The organism is Kitasatospora sp. NPDC057965 (assembly GCF_042887135.1).
Lineage (GTDB): Bacteria > Actinomycetota > Actinomycetes > Streptomycetales > Streptomycetaceae > Kitasatospora.
The window spans coordinates 173,440-190,869 of record NZ_JBHVPZ010000011.1 but is presented as its reverse complement, the minus strand read 5'-3'; the positions used below and the strand labels follow the sequence as shown (position 1 = coordinate 190,869).

Here is a 17,430-nt window from a genome sequence, read left to right as displayed (position 1 = left end):
CGTCCCCGTCCACCGGGGGCGCCGGTCAGCCGCGGGCGTCGGCCGGGGAGACCGGTCGGTGCATGGTGGTGACGGCCCCGAAGCCCAGGAGCGGGCGCAGGTACGGCGTCCGCGTGGTGCGGACGGCCGTGAAACCGCGCCGCTCGTAGAGCGCGCGGGCCCGCGGATTGACGTCGATGACGTCGAGGCGGACGCGGTGGCAGCCGTGCTCGGCGGCGACCGCCGCGACCTCGGCGAGCAGCCGTCCGCCGATGCCCAGGCCGCGCCGCCCGGCGTCCACCGCGATGCCGTCCATCACCAGCTCGCCCGGCTCGGGGCCGCGGCCGAAGAGGGCGAGCACGGCCAGCCGGGGCAGGCCCCGGAACGCGCCGTAGGCGGAGAGCACGTCCCCGACGTCGCCGCCGGTCAGGCCGCGGCCGCCGAGCTGGTAGCCCGCCACACCGACCACCTCCCCGCCGTGCTCGGCCATGATGCCGCGGTCGTGGTGGAGGTGCTCGGCGATGAACGCCTGCCCCGCCCCGGGCGGGCCGAGCGCCGGGCCGAGTTTGCGGCCGAAGGCCTCCCAGTACAGCGCGGCGACCCGCGCCTCCGCTCCGGCCGGTATCGCGCGCAGCAGCGTCGGACCGCCGTTCCCGTCCGTGGTTCCCATGGTGTGCGCCCCTCTCGCCCGAACTTGCGTGATCGAGCATATAACGTTCATGCTCGAAACGAGAGTTTCCATGGCGATAGCTTTTGGAGGGGATTCCATGGATCGGACCCGACCCGCGACGACCACGACCAGCACCACCACCGCCGACCCGGACCGGGGGAGGGCCGGACCGGCGCGGCTCGCCGACGTCGACGCGCTGCGCGGCTTCGCGCTGTTCGGCATCCTGACCGTCAACATCACCTACCTCGCCTCCGCCTACCACGGCACCGGCGTCGACGAGCCGGGCCTCGGTTCGGCACTCGACACCGGCGTGCGGGCCGTGGTGGCGCTGCTGTTCGAGGCCAAGTTCTTCCTGCTGTTCTCGTTCCTCTTCGGCTACAGCTTCACCCTGCAGCTCGACTCCGCCGAACGCCGCGGCGCCCGCTTCACCCCGCGCTTCCTGCGCCGCCTGGCCGGCCTGTTCGTGCTCGGGGTGCTGCACGCCGTGCTGCTCTTCCCCGGCGACATCCTCACCACCTACGCGGTGCTCGGGCTGATCCTGCTCGCGCTGCACCGGATCCGGCCGCGCACCGCGGTGCGCACGGCCGTCGTGCTGTTCACGGTGACCTCCACCGCCTACCTGCTGCTCGCACTGGCCCTGCGCGGCGCCGACGGCGGGGACCCGGCGGCCGTCGCGGCCGATGCGCAGCGGGCCACCGAGGCCCTGCGCGGCGGCTTCGGGTCGGTGGTCGGGGCGCACCTCGACCAGCTGCCGAGCGTGGTGTTCCTGCTGGTGTTCTTCCAGGCCCCGGCGGCCCTCGCGGCCTTCCTGCTCGGGCTGGCGGCCGGCCGGCACCGGGCGCTGGGCGACCTCGCCCGGCACGAGCGGACGCTGCGCCGGCTGCAGGCGGTGGGCTTCCCGCTGGGGCTGCTCGGCGCGGGCGTCTACACCTGGTCGGCGCTCGCCCACCCCGGCGTCTCCGCGCAGGTGTTCGCGCTCGGGGTGGACGTGATCACCGCGCCGATGCTGGCCGCCGCGTACGCGGCCACCGTGCTGCGGCTCGCCCGGGGGCGGCACGGCCGGCGGCTGGTGGCGGTGCTGGCGCCGCCCGGGCGGATGACGCTGACCAACTACCTGACGCAGTCGCTGGTCTGCGTGCTCGTGTTCACCGGGGTGGGGGCCGGGCTGGTCGGGCGGGTGGCGCCGGCGGGGGTGGCACTGATCGGCGTCGCGCTGTTCGCGGTGCAGGCGGTGTGCTGCCGCTGGTGGCTGGCCCGGCACCCGTACGGGCCGGTGGAGTGGCTGCTGCGCGCGCTCACCACGCTGTCCCGGCCGCGCTGGCGCGGCGCGGCGGACGGTGCCGTGGGTGCTGCGGCGGCGGGGGCCGGGCGGACGGCGCCGCCCGGCCCCCGCGAACCGCTCAGCTGAAGTCCAGCGAGCCCGTCCGGGTCCGCTTGAGCTCGAAGAACGCCGGGTTCCCGGCCAGCAGCCGCACGCCGTCGAAGACCCGGACGGCCTCCTCGCCGCGCGGTATCGCGTTGAGCACCGGCCCGAAGAACGCGGTGCCGTCGACGTGGATGGTCGGGGTGCCGACCTCCTCGCCGACCGGGTCCATGCCGGCGTGGTGGCTGCGGCGCAGCGCCTCGTCCCAGTCAGTGGTGTGCGCGGCCTCCGCCAGCTCCTCCGGGAGGCCGGTCTCGGCCAGCGCCTCCCGGACGAGCTTGTCGTCGGCCTCCCGGTCCTGGACGTGCAGCCGGGTGCCGAGCGCGGTGTAGAGGTCGCGCAGCACCTCGACGCCGTGCTGCTCGGCGGCGGCGACGCAGACCCGGACCGGGCCCCAGCCGGTGGAGAGCAGTCGCCGGTAGCGCTCGGGCAGGTCCTCGCGGCCCTCGTTGAGCACGGACAGGCTCATCACCCGGAAGGTGAGGTCGAGGTCCCGGTGCTTCTCGACCTCCAGGATCCAGCGGGAGGTGATCCAGGCGAAGGGGCAGACGGGATCGAAGTAGAAGTCCACGGTGTTGGTCACCCGGCCGAGCGTAGGGGCTCGGCGGACCGCCGGGAAGGGCCGGTTCGGTGCGGAATTCCTGGGCCACTTGCCGGACCGGCCCGTCCGGCGCGCGCCGGGGGCGCCCGCGACGCGCCCGGGCGGCAAAACCACCCCGATCGGTGACGTTCCGTCAGCGCCCCTGGTGGGCGGCCTCCCTCTCGCCCATGAATCTCTTCCGCCATTCGAGTGAATTCACGGCTTCCAATGTTTTCGATCATGGGCGACTATGCTGCCGCCCCGTCAGGCCCTCGCGAAGCCCTCGCGATGGGCGGTGAGGGACGAGGGCGGGAGCCGAGAAGATGATGGGACCGGCGCATTCGTTGTCCGGCGCGGCGGCGTGGCTGGGCGTGGGGGCGATCGCGGAGGCCATGGGTGAGCCGATGCCCTGGCCGGTGCTGCTGACGGGGGCGCTGATCTGCGCGGGCGCCGCGCTGGCGCCGGACCTCGACCACAAGGCGGCGACCATATCCCGGGCGTTCGGCCCGGTGTCGCGCGTCCTCTGCGAGGTGATCGACAACCTCTCCTACGCCGTCTACAGGGCGACCCGCAGCAGGCACGACCCGCGCCGCTCCGGCGGCCACCGCACCCTGACCCACACCTGGCTCTGGGCGGTGCTCTGCGGCGCCGGCGCCTCGGCCGTCACCGTGTACGGCGGACGCTGGGGCGTGCTGGTGGTGCTCTTCGTGCACATGGTGCTGGCGATCGACGGTCTGCTCTGGCGTCAGGCCCGGGGCTCCAGCGACGTGCTGGTCTGGCTGCTCGGCGCGGCCGGCACCTGGGTGATCACCGGCGTGCTGGACGAGCCGGGCAACGGTGCGCTCTGGCTGTTCGACCAGCCGGGGCAGGAGTACCTGTGGATCGGCCTGCCGATCACCCTCGGCGCGCTGGTGCACTGCCTGGGCGACGCGCTGACCGTCTCGGGCTGCCCGGTGCTCTGGCCGATCCCGATCGGGCGCAAGCGCTGGTACCCGCTGGGGCCGCCGAAGGGCATGCGCTTCCGGGCCGGCAGCTGGGTGGAGCTGAAGGTGCTGATGCCGGTGTTCATGGGCGCCGGCGGACTGTGCGCGGTGGGGGCGCTCGGCTACTTCGGCTGAGCGGGCCGCCGCGCGGTGACGCCGTGCGGTGACAGCGGGCGGTGACAGCGTGCGGTGACGCCGTGCGAACGGGCCCCGCACCGGGCGGGATCTCCTCCGGTGCGGGGCCCGTTCGCGTGCCGGGCGCGGGGTCAGTGCTGGTGGCCCGCGCCGTCGTGACCGGCCGGCGCGGTGCCGGGCGCCTCTGCGGCGGGCGCCCCTGCGGCACCCGCCCCGGTGGCGGCGGGTGCCGGGGTGCCGCCCACCGGGAGGGTGAACGCGGCGGTGTGCACGGTGCCCTGGTGCTGGAAGTCCAGGAAGAGCCGGTACTCGCCGCCGCTGGGCGCCGTGGTGGTGAAGGTGATCGCCGGACCGCCGGCCGTCGCGGCGCCCTCGGGCAGGTGGCCGTCGGGGTGGACGTGCAGATAGGCGAGGTCCCCGGCGCGCAGCGCGACCAGGTGGCCGGCCGCGCCGAGGTAGGGCTGGAGGTCGGTGACGGGCCGGCCGTCCCGGCCGACGTTCAGCGTCAGCTGCCCGGCCCGGCCCGGGGCGAGCTCGCCGTCCAGGGTGACGGTGTAGCCGTCGACGGTGACGGTCCGGCCGGTCGCCGGCAGCGGGGCCGGGCGCAGCTCGCCGGCGGCGTGCAGGTCGGCGCCCAGGGTCAGGCCCTCGGCGGCGTCGGCCGGGGTGAAGTCGGCGAACACCCGGTACTCCCCGGCGGCCGGCAGGGCGACGGGCGCGCTCCAGGTGCCGTCGGCGGCGCGGACGGGGTGCAGGTGCTGGAAGGTGGCGAGGTCGCGCGGGGCGACGATCAGATGCAGTTCCTTCTCGTGGGCCGGGCGGTAGTCGGTGACCGGGCGGCCGTCGGCGCCGAGGATGCGGAACCTCAGCTCGGTCGGGGCGCCGGCGGTGACGAAGGGGTTCTCCAGGGCGAGGGTGTAGCCGCGTTCGGAGACCTGGAGGCCGCCGGGGAGCTGTTCGGCGGCTGCCGCACCCGTGCTCGCGACGGGGGCCGGGGCGTGCCCGGCGTGCGCGGCGGTGGCGGGGCGCGGGGCGGGCTTCCCGTCGCCGGTCAGGTGGCCGACGCCGTACGCGGCGCCGAAGGCGGTGGTCACCCCGGTGGCGAAGGCGGCGATCTTCAGTGCGGTGTTCATGGCGGACTCCTGGCGGCGCGGGCGCGGGCGCGGGTGTGGGGGCGGGCGGACAGAGGCTGGACGGGGCGGGCTCGGCGGGTGGGCCTCAGGCCCGCATCAGGCGGGCGATCGCCTGCGAGGCCTCGGCGACCTTGGCGTCGGCCTCGGCGCCGCCCTTGGCGATGGCGTCCTGCACGCAGTGGCCGAGGTGGTCGTCGAGCAGTTGGAGCGCCACCGACTGGAGCGCCTTGGTGACGGCCGAGACCTGGGTGAGCACCTCGATGCAGTAGCTGTCCGAGTCGACCATCCGCTGCAGTCCGCGGATCTGGCCCTCGACCCGGCGCAGTCTGCGCTGCACCTGGTCCTTCTCGTGGTGGTAGCCGTTCATGGGAATCTCCCCGGATCGTCGAGCTGGTCCTCCGACGCCCTCGATTAGATACCCCTGGGGGGTATGGAGTCAAGGACGGTCCGAGGCGGTCGAGAGGTTGCATGGCATACCCCCCAGGGGTATAAAGGAACCACCGCAAGGGGATACCCCCACTGGGTATCACCACGATGCTGCCGACCTCACGGAGGAACCCATGTCCTGCTGCTCCAGCGACGGCACCTGCTCCACCGGCGCGACCGTCACCGTCGACCCCGCCGCCGTCACCACCGTCACCACCGTCTACGCCGTCGCCGGAATGACCTGCGGCCACTGCGAGCAGGCCGTCGGCGAGGCGGTCTCCGCCCTCCCCGGCGTCACCGCCGTGCGCGTCGACGTCCCGGCCGGCCTGGTCACCGTCTCCGCCGAGGCGGAGCTGGACGAGGCGGCCCTGCGCGCCGCCGTCGACGACGCCGGCTACGAGCTCGCCGGCCGGGCCTGACCGCCCGGCGGGCCCGGGGTCCGACGCCCCCGCCGCAACGCCCGCCCGAACCCCCTGGGGGTATCGGGCCCCGGAATCCCGACCCGCCGCACCGCCTCACCGACGACCCACGAGGAGCCCAGATGACCACCCAGGCACCCGCCTCCACCGAGGTGGAACTCCAGATCGGCGGCATGACCTGCGCCTCGTGCGCCGCCCGGATCGAGAAGAAGCTCAACCGCATGGACGGTGTCACCGCCACCGTCAACTACGCCACCGAGAAGGCCAAGGTGAGTGTCACCGGCGCCGTCGAGGTCGCCGATCTGATCGCCACCGTCGAGGCCACCGGCTACACCGCCGCCGTGCCCCGCCCCGCCACCGCCGAGCCCGCCGGCCCGGACGGCGGTGCCGAGCCCGCCGACGAACTCGCCCCGCTGCGCCGGCGGCTGATCACCGCGCTCGCCCTGGCCGTCCCGGTCATCGCGATGGCGATGGTCCCGGCCCTCCAGTTCGACAACTGGCAGTGGCTCTCGCTCACCCTCGCCGCCCCCGTCGTCACCTACGCCGCCTGGCCCTTCCACAAGGCCGCCTGGACCAACGCCCGGCACGGCGCCGCCACCATGGACACCCTGGTCTCGCTCGGCACCGGCGCCGCGTTCCTCTGGTCGCTGTGGGCGCTGTTCTTCGGCCACGCCGGGATGCCCGGCATGCGGCACGGCTTCGAGTTCACCATCGCCCGCTCCGACGGCTCGTCCAACATCTACCTGGAGGCCGCCGCCGGCGTCACCGCCTTCATCCTGGCCGGCCGCTACTTCGAGGCCCGTTCCAAGCGCACCGCGGGCGCCGCGCTCAAGGCGCTGCTGGAGCTCGGCGCGAAGGACGTCACCGTGCTGCGCGGCGGGGCCGAGGTCCGCGTCCCGGTCACCGAACTGACCGTCGGCGAGCTGTTCGTGGTCCGCCCCGGGGAGAAGATCGCCACCGACGGCGTGGTCGTCGAGGGCGCCTCGGCCGTCGACGCCTCGATGCTCACCGGCGAGTCCGTGCCCGTCGAGGTCGGCGTCGGCGACACCGTCACCGGCGCCACCGTCAACGCCGGCGGCCGGCTGGTCGTCCGGGCCGCCCGGGTGGGCGCCGACACCCAGCTCGCCCGGATGGCCAGGCTCGTCGAGGACGCTCAGAGCGGCAAGGCCGCCGCCCAGCGGCTCGCCGACCGGATCTCCGCCGTCTTCGTGCCGGTCGTCATCACCCTGGCCCTGGCCACCCTCGGCTACTGGCTCGGCACCGGCGAGGGCTGGACCGCCGCCTTCACCGCCGCCGTCGCGGTGCTGATCATCGCCTGCCCGTGCGCCCTCGGCCTGGCCACCCCGACCGCCCTGCTCGTCGGCACCGGCCGCGGCGCCCAACTCGGCATCCTGATCAAGGGCCCCGAGGTGCTGGAGAACACCCGCCGGGTCGACACCGTCGTCCTGGACAAGACCGGCACCGTCACCACCGGCCGGATGACCCTGCTCGCCGTACGGACCGCCGAGGGCGTCACCGAGGAGCAGGCACTGCGCCTGGCCGGCGCCCTGGAGCACGCCTCCGAGCACCCGATCGCCGCCGCCGTCGCCGGCGCGGCCGCCGAGAAGCTCGGCACCCTGCCCGCCGTCGAGGGCTTCGAGAACGTCCCCGGCCTGGGCGTCCAGGGCGTGGTGGACGGCCACGCGGTGGTCGCCGGCCGGGAGGCCCTGCTCGCCGAGCACGGCCTGCCGCTGCCCGCCGCGCTCGCCGGGGCCAAGCGCGCCGCCGAGGCCGCCGGCCGCACCGCCGTCGCGGTCGGCTGGGACGGTGCGGCCCGGGCCGTCCTGGAGGTCGCCGACGCGGTCAAGCCCACCAGCGCCGAGGCCATCGCCGAACTGCGGGCCCTCGGCCTGCGGCCGGTGCTGCTCACCGGTGACAACCGGCTGGTTGCCGAGGCGGTCGCCGCCGAGGTCGGCATCCCGGCCGAGGACGTGATCGCCGAGGTGCTGCCGCAGGACAAGGTCGCGGCGGTCCAGCGGCTGCAGGGCGAGGGCAAGGTCGTCGCGATGGTCGGCGACGGCGTCAACGACGCCGCCGCGCTCGCCCAGGCCGACCTCGGCCTCGCCATGGGCACCGGAACCGACGCCGCCATCGAGGCCGCCGACCTCACCCTGGTCCGCGGCGACCTGCGCTCGGCCGCCGACGCCATCCGGCTCTCCCGCAGGACCCTCGGCACCATCAAGAGCAACCTGTTCTGGGCCTTCGGCTACAACGTCGCCGCCCTGCCGCTGGCGGCCGCCGGCCTGCTCAACCCGATGATCGCCGGAGCGGCGATGGCCTTCTCCTCGGTCTTCGTGGTCGGCAACAGCCTGCGGCTGCGCACCTTCCGCTGACCGCCCGGCCGCCGAGCCCGGTCCCGCCGGTCTCTGGCCCGCCGACCGGGGAGCCCCCGGAACCAGCCGGTTCCGGGGGCTCCCGCACGTCCGGACGGCGCTGGCCCGATGAGGGGACACCGCCGAGGCGTTCCCGCAGGTCGGCGACCCCGTCGCATAGCCTGTCGCCCTGCCGCCGCGCCGTCGGCCGGACGGCATTCGGGGCCGTGGACAAGGGGTGCAGGGTGGCTTCCTCGGGTACGGACGGCGCGGGCGGCTTCCACCGCGCGCGCCGCAGGACGCCGGTCCCCGGCTCGGTCGCCGGCGGCACCCCGCGCGAACAGCGGTTCCGTGCCTGGCTGCTGGAGGGCCTCTCCGACCGGGCCAAGCAGCACCCCGGTCCGCACGCCCAGGCCCCCGCCGAACAGGGCCGCCCCTGGTGGCGGGTGATGTGTCTGACCGGCCTCGACTACTTCTCCACCCTCGGCTACCAGCCCGGCATCGCCGCCCTCGCGGCCGGCCTGCTCTCTCCGGTGGCCACCGTCGTGCTCGTCGTCGTCACCCTCTGCGGCGCCCTCCCCGTCTACCGCCGGGTGGCCGTGGAGAGCCCGCACGGCCAGGGCTCGATCGCGATGCTGGAACGCCTGCTCTCGTTCTGGAAGGGCAAGCTCTTCGTCCTCGCCCTGCTCGGCTTCGCCGCCACCGACTTCATGATCACCATCACCCTGTCCGCCGCCGACGCCACCGCCCACCTGGTCGAGAACCCGCACCTGAACAGCGCCCTGGCCGGCCGGCAGGTCCTGATCACCCTGGTGCTCGTCGCCCTGCTCGGAGGCGTCTTCCTCAAGGGCTTCAGCGAGGCGATCGGGCTGGCGGTCGTGCTGGTCGCGATCTACCTCTCGCTCAACGTGGTGGTCGTCATCACCGGCTTCTACCACGTCCTCAAGTCCCCGCACGTGGTCGGCGACTGGGCGGACGCGCTCACCGCCGAGCACGGCAACGTCATCGCGATGATCGGCGTCGCGCTGGTCGTCTTCCCCAAGCTGGCGCTCGGCCTGTCCGGATTCGAGACCGGCGTCGCCGTCATGCCGCACATCGAGGGCGACCCGGACGACACCGAGGAACGCCCCGTCGGCCGGATCCGCGGCGCCCGCAAGCTGCTCACCACCGCGGCCCTGATCATGAGCGTCTTCCTGATCACCACCAGCTTCATCACCACCCTGCTGATCCCCAAGGCGGCCTTCGAGCCGGGCGGCCCGGCCAACGGCAGGGCACTGGCCTACCTGGCCCACGAGTACCTCGGCAACACCTTCGGCAGTGTCTACGACCTCTCCACCATCGCCATCCTCTGGTTCGCCGGCGCCTCCGCGATGGCCGGCCTGCTCAACCTGCTGCCGCGCTACCTGCCCCGCTACGGCATGGCCCCGCACTGGGCGAAGGCGGTGCGGCCGATGGTCATCGTGCTCACCCTGATCGCCTTCCTGGTCACCTGGATCTTCGACGCCAGCGTGGACGCCCAGGGCGGCGCCTACGCCACCGGCGTGCTGGTGCTGATCAGCTCCGCCGCCATCGCCGTCACCATCGCGGCCCGCGCCGCCCGTCAGCACGGCTGGACCATCGGCTTCGCGATCATCGCGGCCGTCTTCCTCTACACCACGGCCCTCAACATCGCCGAGCGCCCGGACGGCGTGAAGATCGGCGCCTGCTTCATCGCGGCCATCATGCTGCTCTCCTTCCTCTCCCGTCTCAAGCGCGCCTTCGAACTCCGGGTCACCGACATCGTCTTCGACGAGGCCGCCGAGCGCTTCGTGCACGACTACACCCACCGTCCGCTGCGGCTGATCGCCAACGAGCCGAAGGGCCGCGGCCTCGCCGAGTACCAGCGGAAGAAGCAGCAGATCCGCGCCCACAACGACATCCCCGCCGAGGACGACCTGGTCTTCGTCGAGGTGACGGTCCGCGACCCGTCCGAGTTCGAGGCGGTGCTCACCGTGCACGGCGAGGTGCTGCACGACCGCTACCGGCTGCTCAGCCTGGAGAGCTCCAGCGTGCCCAACGCCCTCGCCGCGCTGCTGCTCGCCGTGCGCGACCGCACCGGCCAGCAGCCGCACATCTACTTCGAGTGGACCGAGGGCAATCCGTTCGCCCAGTTCCTGCGCTTCTTCCTGTTCGGCCAGGGCGAGGTCGCGCCGGTCACCCGCGAGGTCCTGCGCGAGGCGGAGCCGGACCCGGCCCGCCGGCCGCGCGTGCACGTCGGCTGAGCCCCCAGAGACCTGGGGCTTGTGCCGACGGGTCGTCAGCTGCCTAACATTGCGGCTCCACCGGCCCCACCCGCAGAGGAGCAACGCCCGTGCGCCATCGCAGGATCGGCTCGATCGCCCTCACCGGTGCCCTCGCCCTCGCCGCCCTCGGCAGCGCCCCCGCCGTCGCCTCCGCCGCCGTATCCCCGCCGTCGGGCGGCGCCCGGTACGGCGTCGAGGTGTTCGGCGAGGACGGCTCGATCGGCCGGGCCACCGTGCCCGCGGCCTCCCCGTACCTGGCCGCCGGCCGGCCCGGACTCGCGCCCGCCGCCGGGGACGGCGAGGTCACCACGATCCTGCGCAACGGCGAACCGGCGGGCAAGGTCGACGTCGTGGTCATCGGCGACGGCTACACCGCCGCCGAGCAGGACAGGTTCCGCGCCGACGCCGCCGCCAAGTGGCAGGACCTGAGCTCTGTCGAGCCCTACGCCTCCTACCGCGGCCTGTTCAACGTCTGGGCCGTCGCCACCGTCTCCGCCGAGTCCGGCATCACCGGCGACCCGGACCGGGCCACCGTCCGCCACACCGCGCTGGGCTCCTACTTCTGGTGCCAGGACATCGAGCGCCTGCTCTGCGTCGACACCGGCGCGGTCGAGAAGTACGCCGTCAAGGCGCCGGAGGCCGACCTCGTGCTCGTCGTCGCCAACACCGCCAAGTACGGCGGCGCCGGCTACAACGTCGCCTCCCCGCTCGGCTACGACGGCATCGCCACGGTCGCGGGCGGCAACCCGAGGGCCGGCCAGGTCGCCATCCACGAGACCGGCCACTCGGTCGGCAAGCTCGCCGACGAGTACTACTACGACGGTGACGACGTCTACCCGGCGGAGGAGGGCGAGCCGGAGGTGTCCAACATCAGCATGTACACCGCCGACCGGCTGGCCCGTGACCACCTCAAGTGGTACCGCTGGCTCGGCCGGACCTCGCCCGACGGGGGAGTGGTCGGCGCCTACGAGGGCGCCAGCTACTTCCCCAAGGGGCTGTACCGGCCCACCGAGAACTCGATCATGCGTTCGCTGGGCCGGCAGTTCAACCTGCCCGGGCGGGAGGCGATGATCGCCGGGTTCTACCGGCACGCCGTCCCGCTCACCAGCCCCACCCCGGCCGGCACCCCGCTCACCCGCGCCGACCGCCTCAGCATCGACCTCCCGGTCGCCGGCACCGCCCTCTCCTGGTCGGTGGACGGGCGCGAGCTCCCGCAACTGCGCGGCCGCACCGACGTCAACCTGCGCACCCTCCCGCTCCCCGGCCCGCCCGGCCGCGTGCACACCCTCACCGCCACCGCCACCGACACCACCTCGGCCGTCCTCGACCCCGCTCTGCGCCCCCGCCTCACCGCCACCCTCAGCTGGCCCGTCACCCGCTGACCCGGCCGTCGGCGCAGGAAGTCGGCGGGTCCGACTTCCTGCGCGGGGGCGGGAGCGGGGCGTCAGGTCGCTGTGAGCACGGCCTCGTCGTAGCCGGTGACGGCGGTGAAGCCGAGACGGCGGTAGAGGGGGAGGGCGGTGGGGTGGTCGGTGCGGACGTTGAGGCCGATGTGGGCGGCGCCGCCCTCCGCGAGGAGCTCGCAGAGGCGGGCCGTGCAGGCGGCGGCGAGGCCCCGGCCGCGGGCCTCCGGGTGGGTGGTGACATTGCCGATCACCGCCACCCGCCGTTCCGGGGAGGACACGTGCACCCCGGCCGTGGCGACCAGCCGGCCCGTGTCGTCCCGGATGCCGACGTACGGGCCGGTGGTCAGCATCCGCTCGTCGAACCAGTTGTCCGGGTACCCGGCGGCGAACAGGGCGAGCAGGTCGGGCAGGTCCGCCGCGCCGAGCAGCCCGGCCCCGCGTCCGAGGTGGGGCGCGAGGGCGGCGCGGTCGGTGAGCGCCATCCGCAGCATCGCCGTCCGGTGCTCGGTCCGGTAGTCCGGGGCGAGGGCGTTCACCCCGCCGGTGGTGAGGTGGGCGAGCAGACGCCGGGGCAGCACCGGCCGCATCGCCCGGAGCAGCCTGGCCAGCTCGCCGGCGCGTTCGGGCCGGGCCAGGCCGAGCAGGGTGGGCACCTCCCCGACGGCGTACAGCAGCGCCACCGGGCCGTCCGCCGACGCGGTGTACCAGGCGGTGTGCGACCAGAACGGCTCGTCCAGATCGCCGAGTTCGAAGAGGTGCAGCTCCGGGTCGCGGCCGAACCGGTCGGCGAGCGCCGCGCGGTCGTGCAGGCTGGTCAGCGGGGCGGCGAGGGAGTGCTGGGGCATCCGCCGAGCCTACGCCCGCCGCCCCGCCACCGGGTCGGCCGGGCCCGTAGGGTCGGTCGCTCGGTCGCTCGGCCGCCGCCCAGCAGCTCGGCCACCTGCGGCTCGGCGAGCACCGGCTCGGTGTACCGGTCGCCGCCGCACGGATGCAGGAACTGCTGCTCACCGCCCACGCGTTCGGCGTACACGCAGGCCGCGTCCAGCACCTGGTCGACCCCGTCGGCACGCCCCCGGAACATCCCGCGCCGCACCATCACCAGCCCGAACACCGGCGCCGGCCGCAACTCCGTCCACGGTGGTATCAGCCCGGCGCCGTCGACCCGGGAACCGGCGGTGGACTGCCGACGGCGGCTGGTGCGGGCGGGTGCGGATCGCGCAGGAAACGACAAGCCGTGGGGGAGGGCGCGGCGGGAAGGTGATGGTGGCCGGCGCCCCGGACGGGGGTCGGGGCGCCGGCCCGGTCCGTCGGCGGCCGTGGACACGGGCACGCTCCGACGGCGCTCTGGCGGGACGGGCGGGGGTGTGGTCCCATCGCCGGAGGGGCGGGTTGGGGGCCCGCCGGAGCCGAGAGGGGCCGGGCGCACATGGGTGAGCAGCCGTTCCGCATCGTCGAGACCGAGGACGCCCCGGTCGTCCGTGCCCCGGACGGCGCCGTCGTCCGGCCGCTGCTGGTGCTGGAGGGCCTCGGCAGTCAGGCGGTCTTCGAACTCGCTCCCGGCGCGGTGACGAGGGCGGTGTCCCATCGCACGGTGCGGGAGCTCTGGTACGTCATCGGCGGCAGCGGGCGGATCTGGCGGCGGCAGTCCGGCCGGGAGAGCGTGGACGTGCTGCGGGCGGGGACGGCGGTCTCGGTGCCGCTGGGGACGGTCTTCCAGTTCCGGGCCGACGAGGACAGCCCCGGCCCGCTACGGATCGTCGCGGTGACCGTGCCGCCCTGGCCGGACGGCTCCACCACGGAGGCCCGCCCCGAGCCCGGCCCCTGGCAGCCCACGGTGGACTGACGGGTGGCCGCGGGCCCGGGGCGGGCCGGGCAGGCGGTGCGGCTCAGAGTGGCAGGACGAGTTCCTGCCCCGGCTGGATGAGGTCCGGGTCCTCGCCGAGCACGGCGCGGTTGTGCTCGTACAGCTCGGGCCAGCCGCCCTCGATCCCGAGCTGGGCGGCGATGCTGTCGAGGGTGTCCCCGTCGCGCACCGTCCAGGTGTCCGACCCGTCGGCCGGGGGAGGCGCGGCGGGGGTCCCGGTCGTGGTCTCCTCCTCGTCGGCCGGCGCCTGGCGGACCGGGGCCTGGCGGGCCGGCTCCTGGTGCGCCGGTGGCTTGTGGGCCGGCCGGCTGCCGACCGGCGGCCGTTCGCTGGTGCGGCCGGCGCGGGTGCCGCAGACCGGCCACGGCTTGAGGCCGCGCCGTTCGGCGAGCCGGTCGGCGACGGCGATCTGCTGCTCGCGGCTGGCGAGGTCGGGACGCGGCGCGAAGGCGAGGCCGCCGTTCTCCCGCCACGTCGGCTGGTCGAACTGGAGGCCGCCGAAGTAGCCGTTTCCGGTGTTGATCCTCCAGTTGCCGCCGCTCTCACAGGCGGCCACCCGGTCCCAGTCGATCACGGCCCCCCGTTCGGTGCCCGCCCCACCTCCTTGACCCGGTGGCGCGGCGTGCGCCGCGGGGGCGGCGAGGACGGCTGCGGCCAGGGTGCAGGCGGCGGTCGGAAGCAGTCGGCGCAGGTGCGCGGTGGGGGGCATGCGCGGCTCTCAGGTCCGGGGACAGGGGCGTGTGCCGCTCGGGAGCGGCGCGTTCCCACCGACGCACACCGGGGGCACCGATCCGTCGCCGACACGTCGGCCGGGTCACCCGGGCGGCCGCGCGCCACCACCCGACCGGCCCCCCGGTCGAAGCCCGCCGTGCCCGCCGTGCCGGCAGACGACGGCCCCCCGGCGCGAACGCCGGGGGGCCGGGGTGGAGCGTATTCGAAAAGACGGTGAAGCCGCAGGTCAGCGGGCCTGCTGGCGCTCGGCCGCAGCGGCCGCCTGCTTTCGCTGCTTCTCCTCCTTCTCGTGCTTCTCCTTGACCCGGACGGACTCCCTGCGGACCTCCGCCTGGATCGTGCGCTCACGCTGGAGCCACTCCGGGTTCTCGTCCCGCAGCTCCTCGATCTGCGCGGTGGTGAGCGCCTCGGTGATGCCGCCGCGCGCCAGGCCGGACGCCGAGACGCCGAGTCGCGACGCCACCACGGACCGCGGGTGCGGGCCGTTGCGGCGCAGGTCCTGCAGCCACTGCGGCGGCTCGGACTGCAGGGCGGTGAGCTCCTCGCGGGAGATCACGCCCGACTGGAAGTCGGCGGGGGTGGCGCCGAGGTAGACCCCGAGCTTCTTCGCCGCCGTCGCCGGCTTCATGGTCTGCGTGGTCTTCTGCTTGAGCGATGTCATGGTGACCAGGGTAAGCGAGCGGCGGGGGCCGGCTGTCACGGTCGGTAGCCTTGGTCGGGTGACAGAGATGCAGGTGACACCCTCGTTCCGGCTCGCGTACGTCCCGGGCGTGACCCCCGGCAAGTGGGCGCGCGTCTGGTCGGAGCGGCTGCCGGACGTTCCGCTCGCCCTGGTCGCGGTGGACGCCGCCGACGGCGAACCCGCGCTGCGGGCGGGCGACGCGGACGCGGGCCTGGTGCGGCTGCCGGTCGAGCGGACCGGCCTGAGCGCCATCCCGCTCTACACCGAGACGACGGTGGTGGTGTTCCCGAAGGACCACTGGCTGGCGGCGGCCGAGGAGGCCACCGTCGAGGACCTCGCCGACGAGGTGGTCTTCCACCCGCTCGACGACACACTCGAATGGGAGCAGCTGCCCGGCCGGCCCGCCGTCGAGCGGCCGGCGACCACGGCGGACGCGATCGAGCTGGTCGCGGCCAATGTCGGCGTCCTGCTCGTCCCGCAGTCGCTGGCGCGCCTGCACCACCGGCGCGACCTCACCTACCGGCCGATGACGGACGCCCCGCAGTCCCGGGTCGCGCTGTCCTGGCCGGAGGACCGGACCACCGACCTGGTGGAGGAGTTCATCGGCATCGTCCGCGGCCGGACGGTCAACAGCTCCCGCGGCCGCGGCCGGACCGCCGCCGAGCCCGCGGCCGAGGCCAAGGGCGGTGCGACGAAGGGCGGTGCGACGAAGGGCGGCGGTGCCGCGAAGAACACGGGCAAGGGCACCGGCGGCCGACCGGCCGCGGGCCGCACCACCGGCGGCGGCCGCCCGCGCGGCGGCTCGGGTACCTCCTCCGGCGGTTCGGCGGCCGCTCGCCGTGGCCGCCCGAAGCGCCGCGGGTGATCGGGGGCGGGCGGGTCCGCGCCGGTGGTCGGAGTAGGAGGTCGGACCCGCCGACTTCCTGCTCCGAGGCGGGGGTCCCGTCCGCCGGGTGGGGCGGTCGGCCGGCTCACCCGGCGGTGGTCCGGCGGGCGGCCACGGCGTTCAGCAGGGCGGCGCCGCGCTCGGCGTCGTCCACGCTCACCGCGAAGTCCGCGCCCCTGCGGGGGCGGATCACCAGACACTCGCCGCGGCGCAGCATCACCGTGGTGCCCAGACCGCTCATCCGGTAGCCCCAGCCACCCACCTGGGCCGGGGAGCGCTGCTCGGCCCAGGCCGAGGCGATCTGCTCCGGAGCCCAGTGCCGGGACGGCCGGCCGAGCGGGCCGAACGCCACGGTCAGGCCCCGCTCGGTGACCCGGGTCCGCACCGAGGAGCAGGTGGCCCCCGCCAGCGCGACGACGGCCAGCGGGACAGTCGCCGCCCAGGCCGGGGCGCCCAGCCCGGCGAACCCGGCCAGGGCCGAGCCCGCCGCGCCCAGTCCGGTCACGGCGGCCAGCAGGCCCAGCCACGGGTTGGCCGCCCGGGAGAGCCAGACGGCGCGCTGCCCGTCCGGGAGTTCGAGCTGCGGCCTCTCGGCGGCCGTCACGGGGCGCGGGGCCGGTCCGCCGCGCCGGGCGAGGCACCAGGCCACCAGGCCGGCCGCGACCGCCGCCGCCAGGACCAGCGCCACCTCGGCGCCCACCGGCCGGGCCTCCTGCCAGCTCGGGCGATCCAGATTGGCCGAGACGATCGAAGCCTGAATGCCCGTCAGAAACGCACCCCCGAAGGCCGTTGCGACCGCGGACCAGAGCCGCGCCTGCTCCCCGCCGCGCCACCGGGCGACCTCCGCCACGGCGGCCCCGGCCACCCACACTCCGGCCGGGAACAGCACGGCGACCGTCAGCGACGACGAGTTGTCCGGGTGGGCCCCGCTCCAGTGCGTGGCCACGGGTTCCGGCAGCCGGCCCCGGGCGATCCAGGGCAGCCCGAGCAGCAGCACGAGCACCCCGAGCACCCCGACGGCCCGGACCGCCGCCTGCCCGCCGTGTCGGCCGTCCCGCCGCGAATCCCTGCTCACTCCAGCCCCCTGATCATCTCGACGACGTCCTCCCGGCCGAAGCCCGCGTGCGCCGCGTCCGCGACCAACCGGCGCACCGAGTCCAGCAGTTCGGCACGCCGGTCGGCGCCCTGGACGACCGTGACGCCGCGCCCGCGCCGGAACTCCAGCACCCCTTCGTCGCGCAGCACCCGCAGCGCCCGCAGCACCGTGTTCGCGTTCACCCCGAGCGCCGCGGCCAACTCCCGTGCCGGAGGTAGCCGTTCGCCGGGCACGCACTCGCCGTCCCCGACGGCCCGTCGGATCGCTCCCGCGACCTGCTCGTGCAACGGCCGCGGGTCGCCGGCCTCCAGCTTCAGCAACATGGTGCTAGTGACAGTAGCACCATACTGGCGTCCTGCCACGGGACGGCGACCCCCGGTCCG

At 75.0% G+C, this 17,430-nt stretch carries 18 protein-coding genes; 8 read left to right on the top strand and 10 right to left on the bottom strand.

The window, feature by feature from the left end; genetic code table 11:
- Positions 1-25: 25 nt before the first annotated feature.
- Positions 26-649 (bottom strand): GNAT family N-acetyltransferase, encoded by a 624-nt coding sequence (locus ACFVVU_RS16760; protein WP_387790551.1) that lies wholly within the window; start codon positions 647-649, stop codon positions 26-28.
- A 97-nt stretch (positions 650-746) separates the two neighbouring features.
- On the opposite strand from ACFVVU_RS16760, the gene ACFVVU_RS16755 reads away from it, so the two are divergent.
- Positions 747-2,057, top strand: a complete 1,311-nt coding sequence (locus ACFVVU_RS16755; RefSeq protein WP_387790549.1) for a DUF418 domain-containing protein — start codon at positions 747-749, stop codon at positions 2,055-2,057.
- Here the strand turns inward: ACFVVU_RS16755 and ACFVVU_RS16750 are convergent.
- Positions 2,050-2,655 (bottom strand): disulfide bond formation protein DsbA, encoded by a 606-nt coding sequence (locus tag ACFVVU_RS16750; protein ID WP_380690206.1) that lies wholly within the window; start codon positions 2,653-2,655, stop codon positions 2,050-2,052. The two genes, ACFVVU_RS16755 and ACFVVU_RS16750, sit on opposite strands and share 8 nt — an antisense overlap.
- Positions 2,656-2,975: 320 nt before the next feature.
- Between ACFVVU_RS16750 and ACFVVU_RS16745 the strand changes: the two genes are divergently transcribed.
- Positions 2,976-3,770, top strand: a complete 795-nt coding sequence (locus tag ACFVVU_RS16745) for a metal-dependent hydrolase (protein WP_380690208.1) — start codon at positions 2,976-2,978, stop codon at positions 3,768-3,770.
- Between the two features lie 131 nt (positions 3,771-3,901).
- Here the strand turns inward: ACFVVU_RS16745 and ACFVVU_RS16740 are convergent, their stop codons facing one another.
- Positions 3,902-4,903, bottom strand: a complete 1,002-nt coding sequence (locus ACFVVU_RS16740) for a hypothetical protein (protein WP_387790547.1) — start codon at positions 4,901-4,903, stop codon at positions 3,902-3,904.
- 85 nt (positions 4,904-4,988) lie between these two features.
- Positions 4,989-5,315, bottom strand: coding sequence for a metal-sensitive transcriptional regulator (locus tag ACFVVU_RS16735; protein ID WP_380689793.1), 327 nt, complete (start codon positions 5,313-5,315; stop codon positions 4,989-4,991).
- A 148-nt stretch (positions 5,316-5,463) separates the two neighbouring features.
- Here ACFVVU_RS16735 and ACFVVU_RS16730 point away from each other — a divergent pair, with 148 nt between their 5' ends.
- From ACFVVU_RS16730 to ACFVVU_RS16715, 4 genes are all read left to right on the top strand, one after another.
- On the top strand, positions 5,464-5,748 hold the full coding sequence (locus ACFVVU_RS16730; protein WP_387790546.1) for a heavy-metal-associated domain-containing protein: 285 nt from the start codon (positions 5,464-5,466) through the stop codon (positions 5,746-5,748).
- 122 nt (positions 5,749-5,870) lie between these two features.
- Positions 5,871-8,120 (top strand): heavy metal translocating P-type ATPase, encoded by a 2,250-nt coding sequence (locus ACFVVU_RS16725; protein ID WP_387790544.1) that lies wholly within the window; start codon positions 5,871-5,873, stop codon positions 8,118-8,120.
- 338 nt (positions 8,121-8,458) lie between these two features.
- A complete protein-coding gene (locus tag ACFVVU_RS16720) occupies positions 8,459-10,360 on the top strand; it encodes an amino acid transporter (protein ID WP_380689462.1) in 1,902 nt (633 codons plus the stop codon).
- Positions 10,361-10,449: 89 nt separating this feature from the next.
- A complete protein-coding gene (locus tag ACFVVU_RS16715) occupies positions 10,450-11,763 on the top strand; it encodes a M64 family metallopeptidase (protein ID WP_387790543.1) in 1,314 nt (437 codons plus the stop codon).
- Positions 11,764-11,825: 62 nt separating this feature from the next.
- Here ACFVVU_RS16715 and ACFVVU_RS16710 read toward each other — a convergent pair whose 3' ends face one another.
- Positions 11,826-12,632, bottom strand: a complete 807-nt coding sequence (locus ACFVVU_RS16710; RefSeq protein ID WP_387790541.1) for a GNAT family N-acetyltransferase — start codon at positions 12,630-12,632, stop codon at positions 11,826-11,828.
- A complete protein-coding gene (locus ACFVVU_RS16705) occupies positions 12,602-12,913 on the bottom strand; it encodes a hypothetical protein (protein ID WP_387790540.1) in 312 nt (103 codons plus the stop codon). Before ACFVVU_RS16705 ends, ACFVVU_RS16710 begins: the two co-directional genes overlap by 31 nt.
- A 300-nt stretch (positions 12,914-13,213) precedes the next feature.
- Between ACFVVU_RS16705 and ACFVVU_RS16700 the strand changes: the two genes are divergently transcribed.
- Entirely contained in the window at positions 13,214-13,630 is a 417-nt protein-coding gene (locus tag ACFVVU_RS16700) for a cupin domain-containing protein (protein ID WP_380689848.1), read from the top strand.
- A 43-nt stretch (positions 13,631-13,673) separates the two neighbouring features.
- Here ACFVVU_RS16700 and ACFVVU_RS16695 read toward each other — a convergent pair whose 3' ends face one another.
- Both ACFVVU_RS16695 and ACFVVU_RS16690 read right to left on the bottom strand, forming a co-directional pair.
- Positions 13,674-14,360 carry a transglycosylase family protein gene (locus ACFVVU_RS16695; RefSeq protein ID WP_380689850.1) on the bottom strand — a complete coding sequence of 229 codons (687 nt, stop codon included), beginning with the start codon at positions 14,358-14,360 and terminating at the stop codon, positions 13,674-13,676.
- 249 nt (positions 14,361-14,609) lie between these two features.
- Positions 14,610-15,044, bottom strand: a complete 435-nt coding sequence (locus ACFVVU_RS16690; RefSeq protein ID WP_380683232.1) for a DUF5997 family protein — start codon at positions 15,042-15,044, stop codon at positions 14,610-14,612.
- A 58-nt stretch (positions 15,045-15,102) separates the two neighbouring features.
- On the opposite strand from ACFVVU_RS16690, the gene ACFVVU_RS16685 reads away from it, so the two are divergent.
- On the top strand, positions 15,103-15,930 hold the full coding sequence (locus ACFVVU_RS16685; RefSeq protein WP_387790538.1) for a LysR family substrate-binding domain-containing protein: 828 nt from the start codon (positions 15,103-15,105) through the stop codon (positions 15,928-15,930).
- 106 nt (positions 15,931-16,036) lie between these two features.
- Here ACFVVU_RS16685 and ACFVVU_RS16680 read toward each other — a convergent pair whose 3' ends face one another.
- The gene (locus ACFVVU_RS16680) at positions 16,037-17,026 is read right to left on the bottom strand and encodes a DUF1648 domain-containing protein (protein ID WP_387790537.1); all 990 of its coding nucleotides are present in this window, start codon (positions 17,024-17,026) and stop codon (positions 16,037-16,039) included.
- On the bottom strand, positions 17,023-17,370 hold the full coding sequence (locus tag ACFVVU_RS16675) for a GntR family transcriptional regulator (RefSeq protein WP_387790535.1): 348 nt from the start codon (positions 17,368-17,370) through the stop codon (positions 17,023-17,025). The genes ACFVVU_RS16680 and ACFVVU_RS16675 overlap by 4 nt, the downstream gene beginning before the upstream one ends.
- Positions 17,371-17,430 lie beyond the last annotated feature (60 nt).

What these genes read in the sequence shown, in the direction of transcription:
- ACFVVU_RS16710 (WP_387790541.1), bottom strand. Translation starts at nt 12,632, where the DNA reads ATGCCCCAGCACTCCCTCGCCGCCCCGCTGACCAGCCTGCACGACCGC.
- ACFVVU_RS16740 (WP_387790547.1), bottom strand. Translation starts at nt 4,903, where the DNA reads ATGAACACCGCACTGAAGATCGCCGCCTTCGCCACCGGGGTGACCACC.
- ACFVVU_RS16745 (WP_380690208.1), top strand. Translation starts at nt 2,976, where the DNA reads ATGATGGGACCGGCGCATTCGTTGTCCGGCGCGGCGGCGTGGCTGGGC.
- ACFVVU_RS16730 (WP_387790546.1), top strand. Translation starts at nt 5,464, where the DNA reads ATGTCCTGCTGCTCCAGCGACGGCACCTGCTCCACCGGCGCGACCGTC.
- ACFVVU_RS16760 (WP_387790551.1), bottom strand. Translation starts at nt 649, where the DNA reads ATGGGAACCACGGACGGGAACGGCGGTCCGACGCTGCTGCGCGCGATA.
- ACFVVU_RS16755 (WP_387790549.1), top strand. Translation starts at nt 747, where the DNA reads ATGGATCGGACCCGACCCGCGACGACCACGACCAGCACCACCACCGCC.
- ACFVVU_RS16725 (WP_387790544.1), top strand. Translation starts at nt 5,871, where the DNA reads ATGACCACCCAGGCACCCGCCTCCACCGAGGTGGAACTCCAGATCGGC.
- ACFVVU_RS16700 (WP_380689848.1), top strand. Translation starts at nt 13,214, where the DNA reads ATGGGTGAGCAGCCGTTCCGCATCGTCGAGACCGAGGACGCCCCGGTC.
- ACFVVU_RS16695 (WP_380689850.1), bottom strand. Translation starts at nt 14,360, where the DNA reads ATGCCCCCCACCGCGCACCTGCGCCGACTGCTTCCGACCGCCGCCTGC.
- ACFVVU_RS16690 (WP_380683232.1), bottom strand. Translation starts at nt 15,044, where the DNA reads ATGACATCGCTCAAGCAGAAGACCACGCAGACCATGAAGCCGGCGACG.
- ACFVVU_RS16675 (WP_387790535.1), bottom strand. Translation starts at nt 17,370, where the DNA reads ATGTTGCTGAAGCTGGAGGCCGGCGACCCGCGGCCGTTGCACGAGCAG.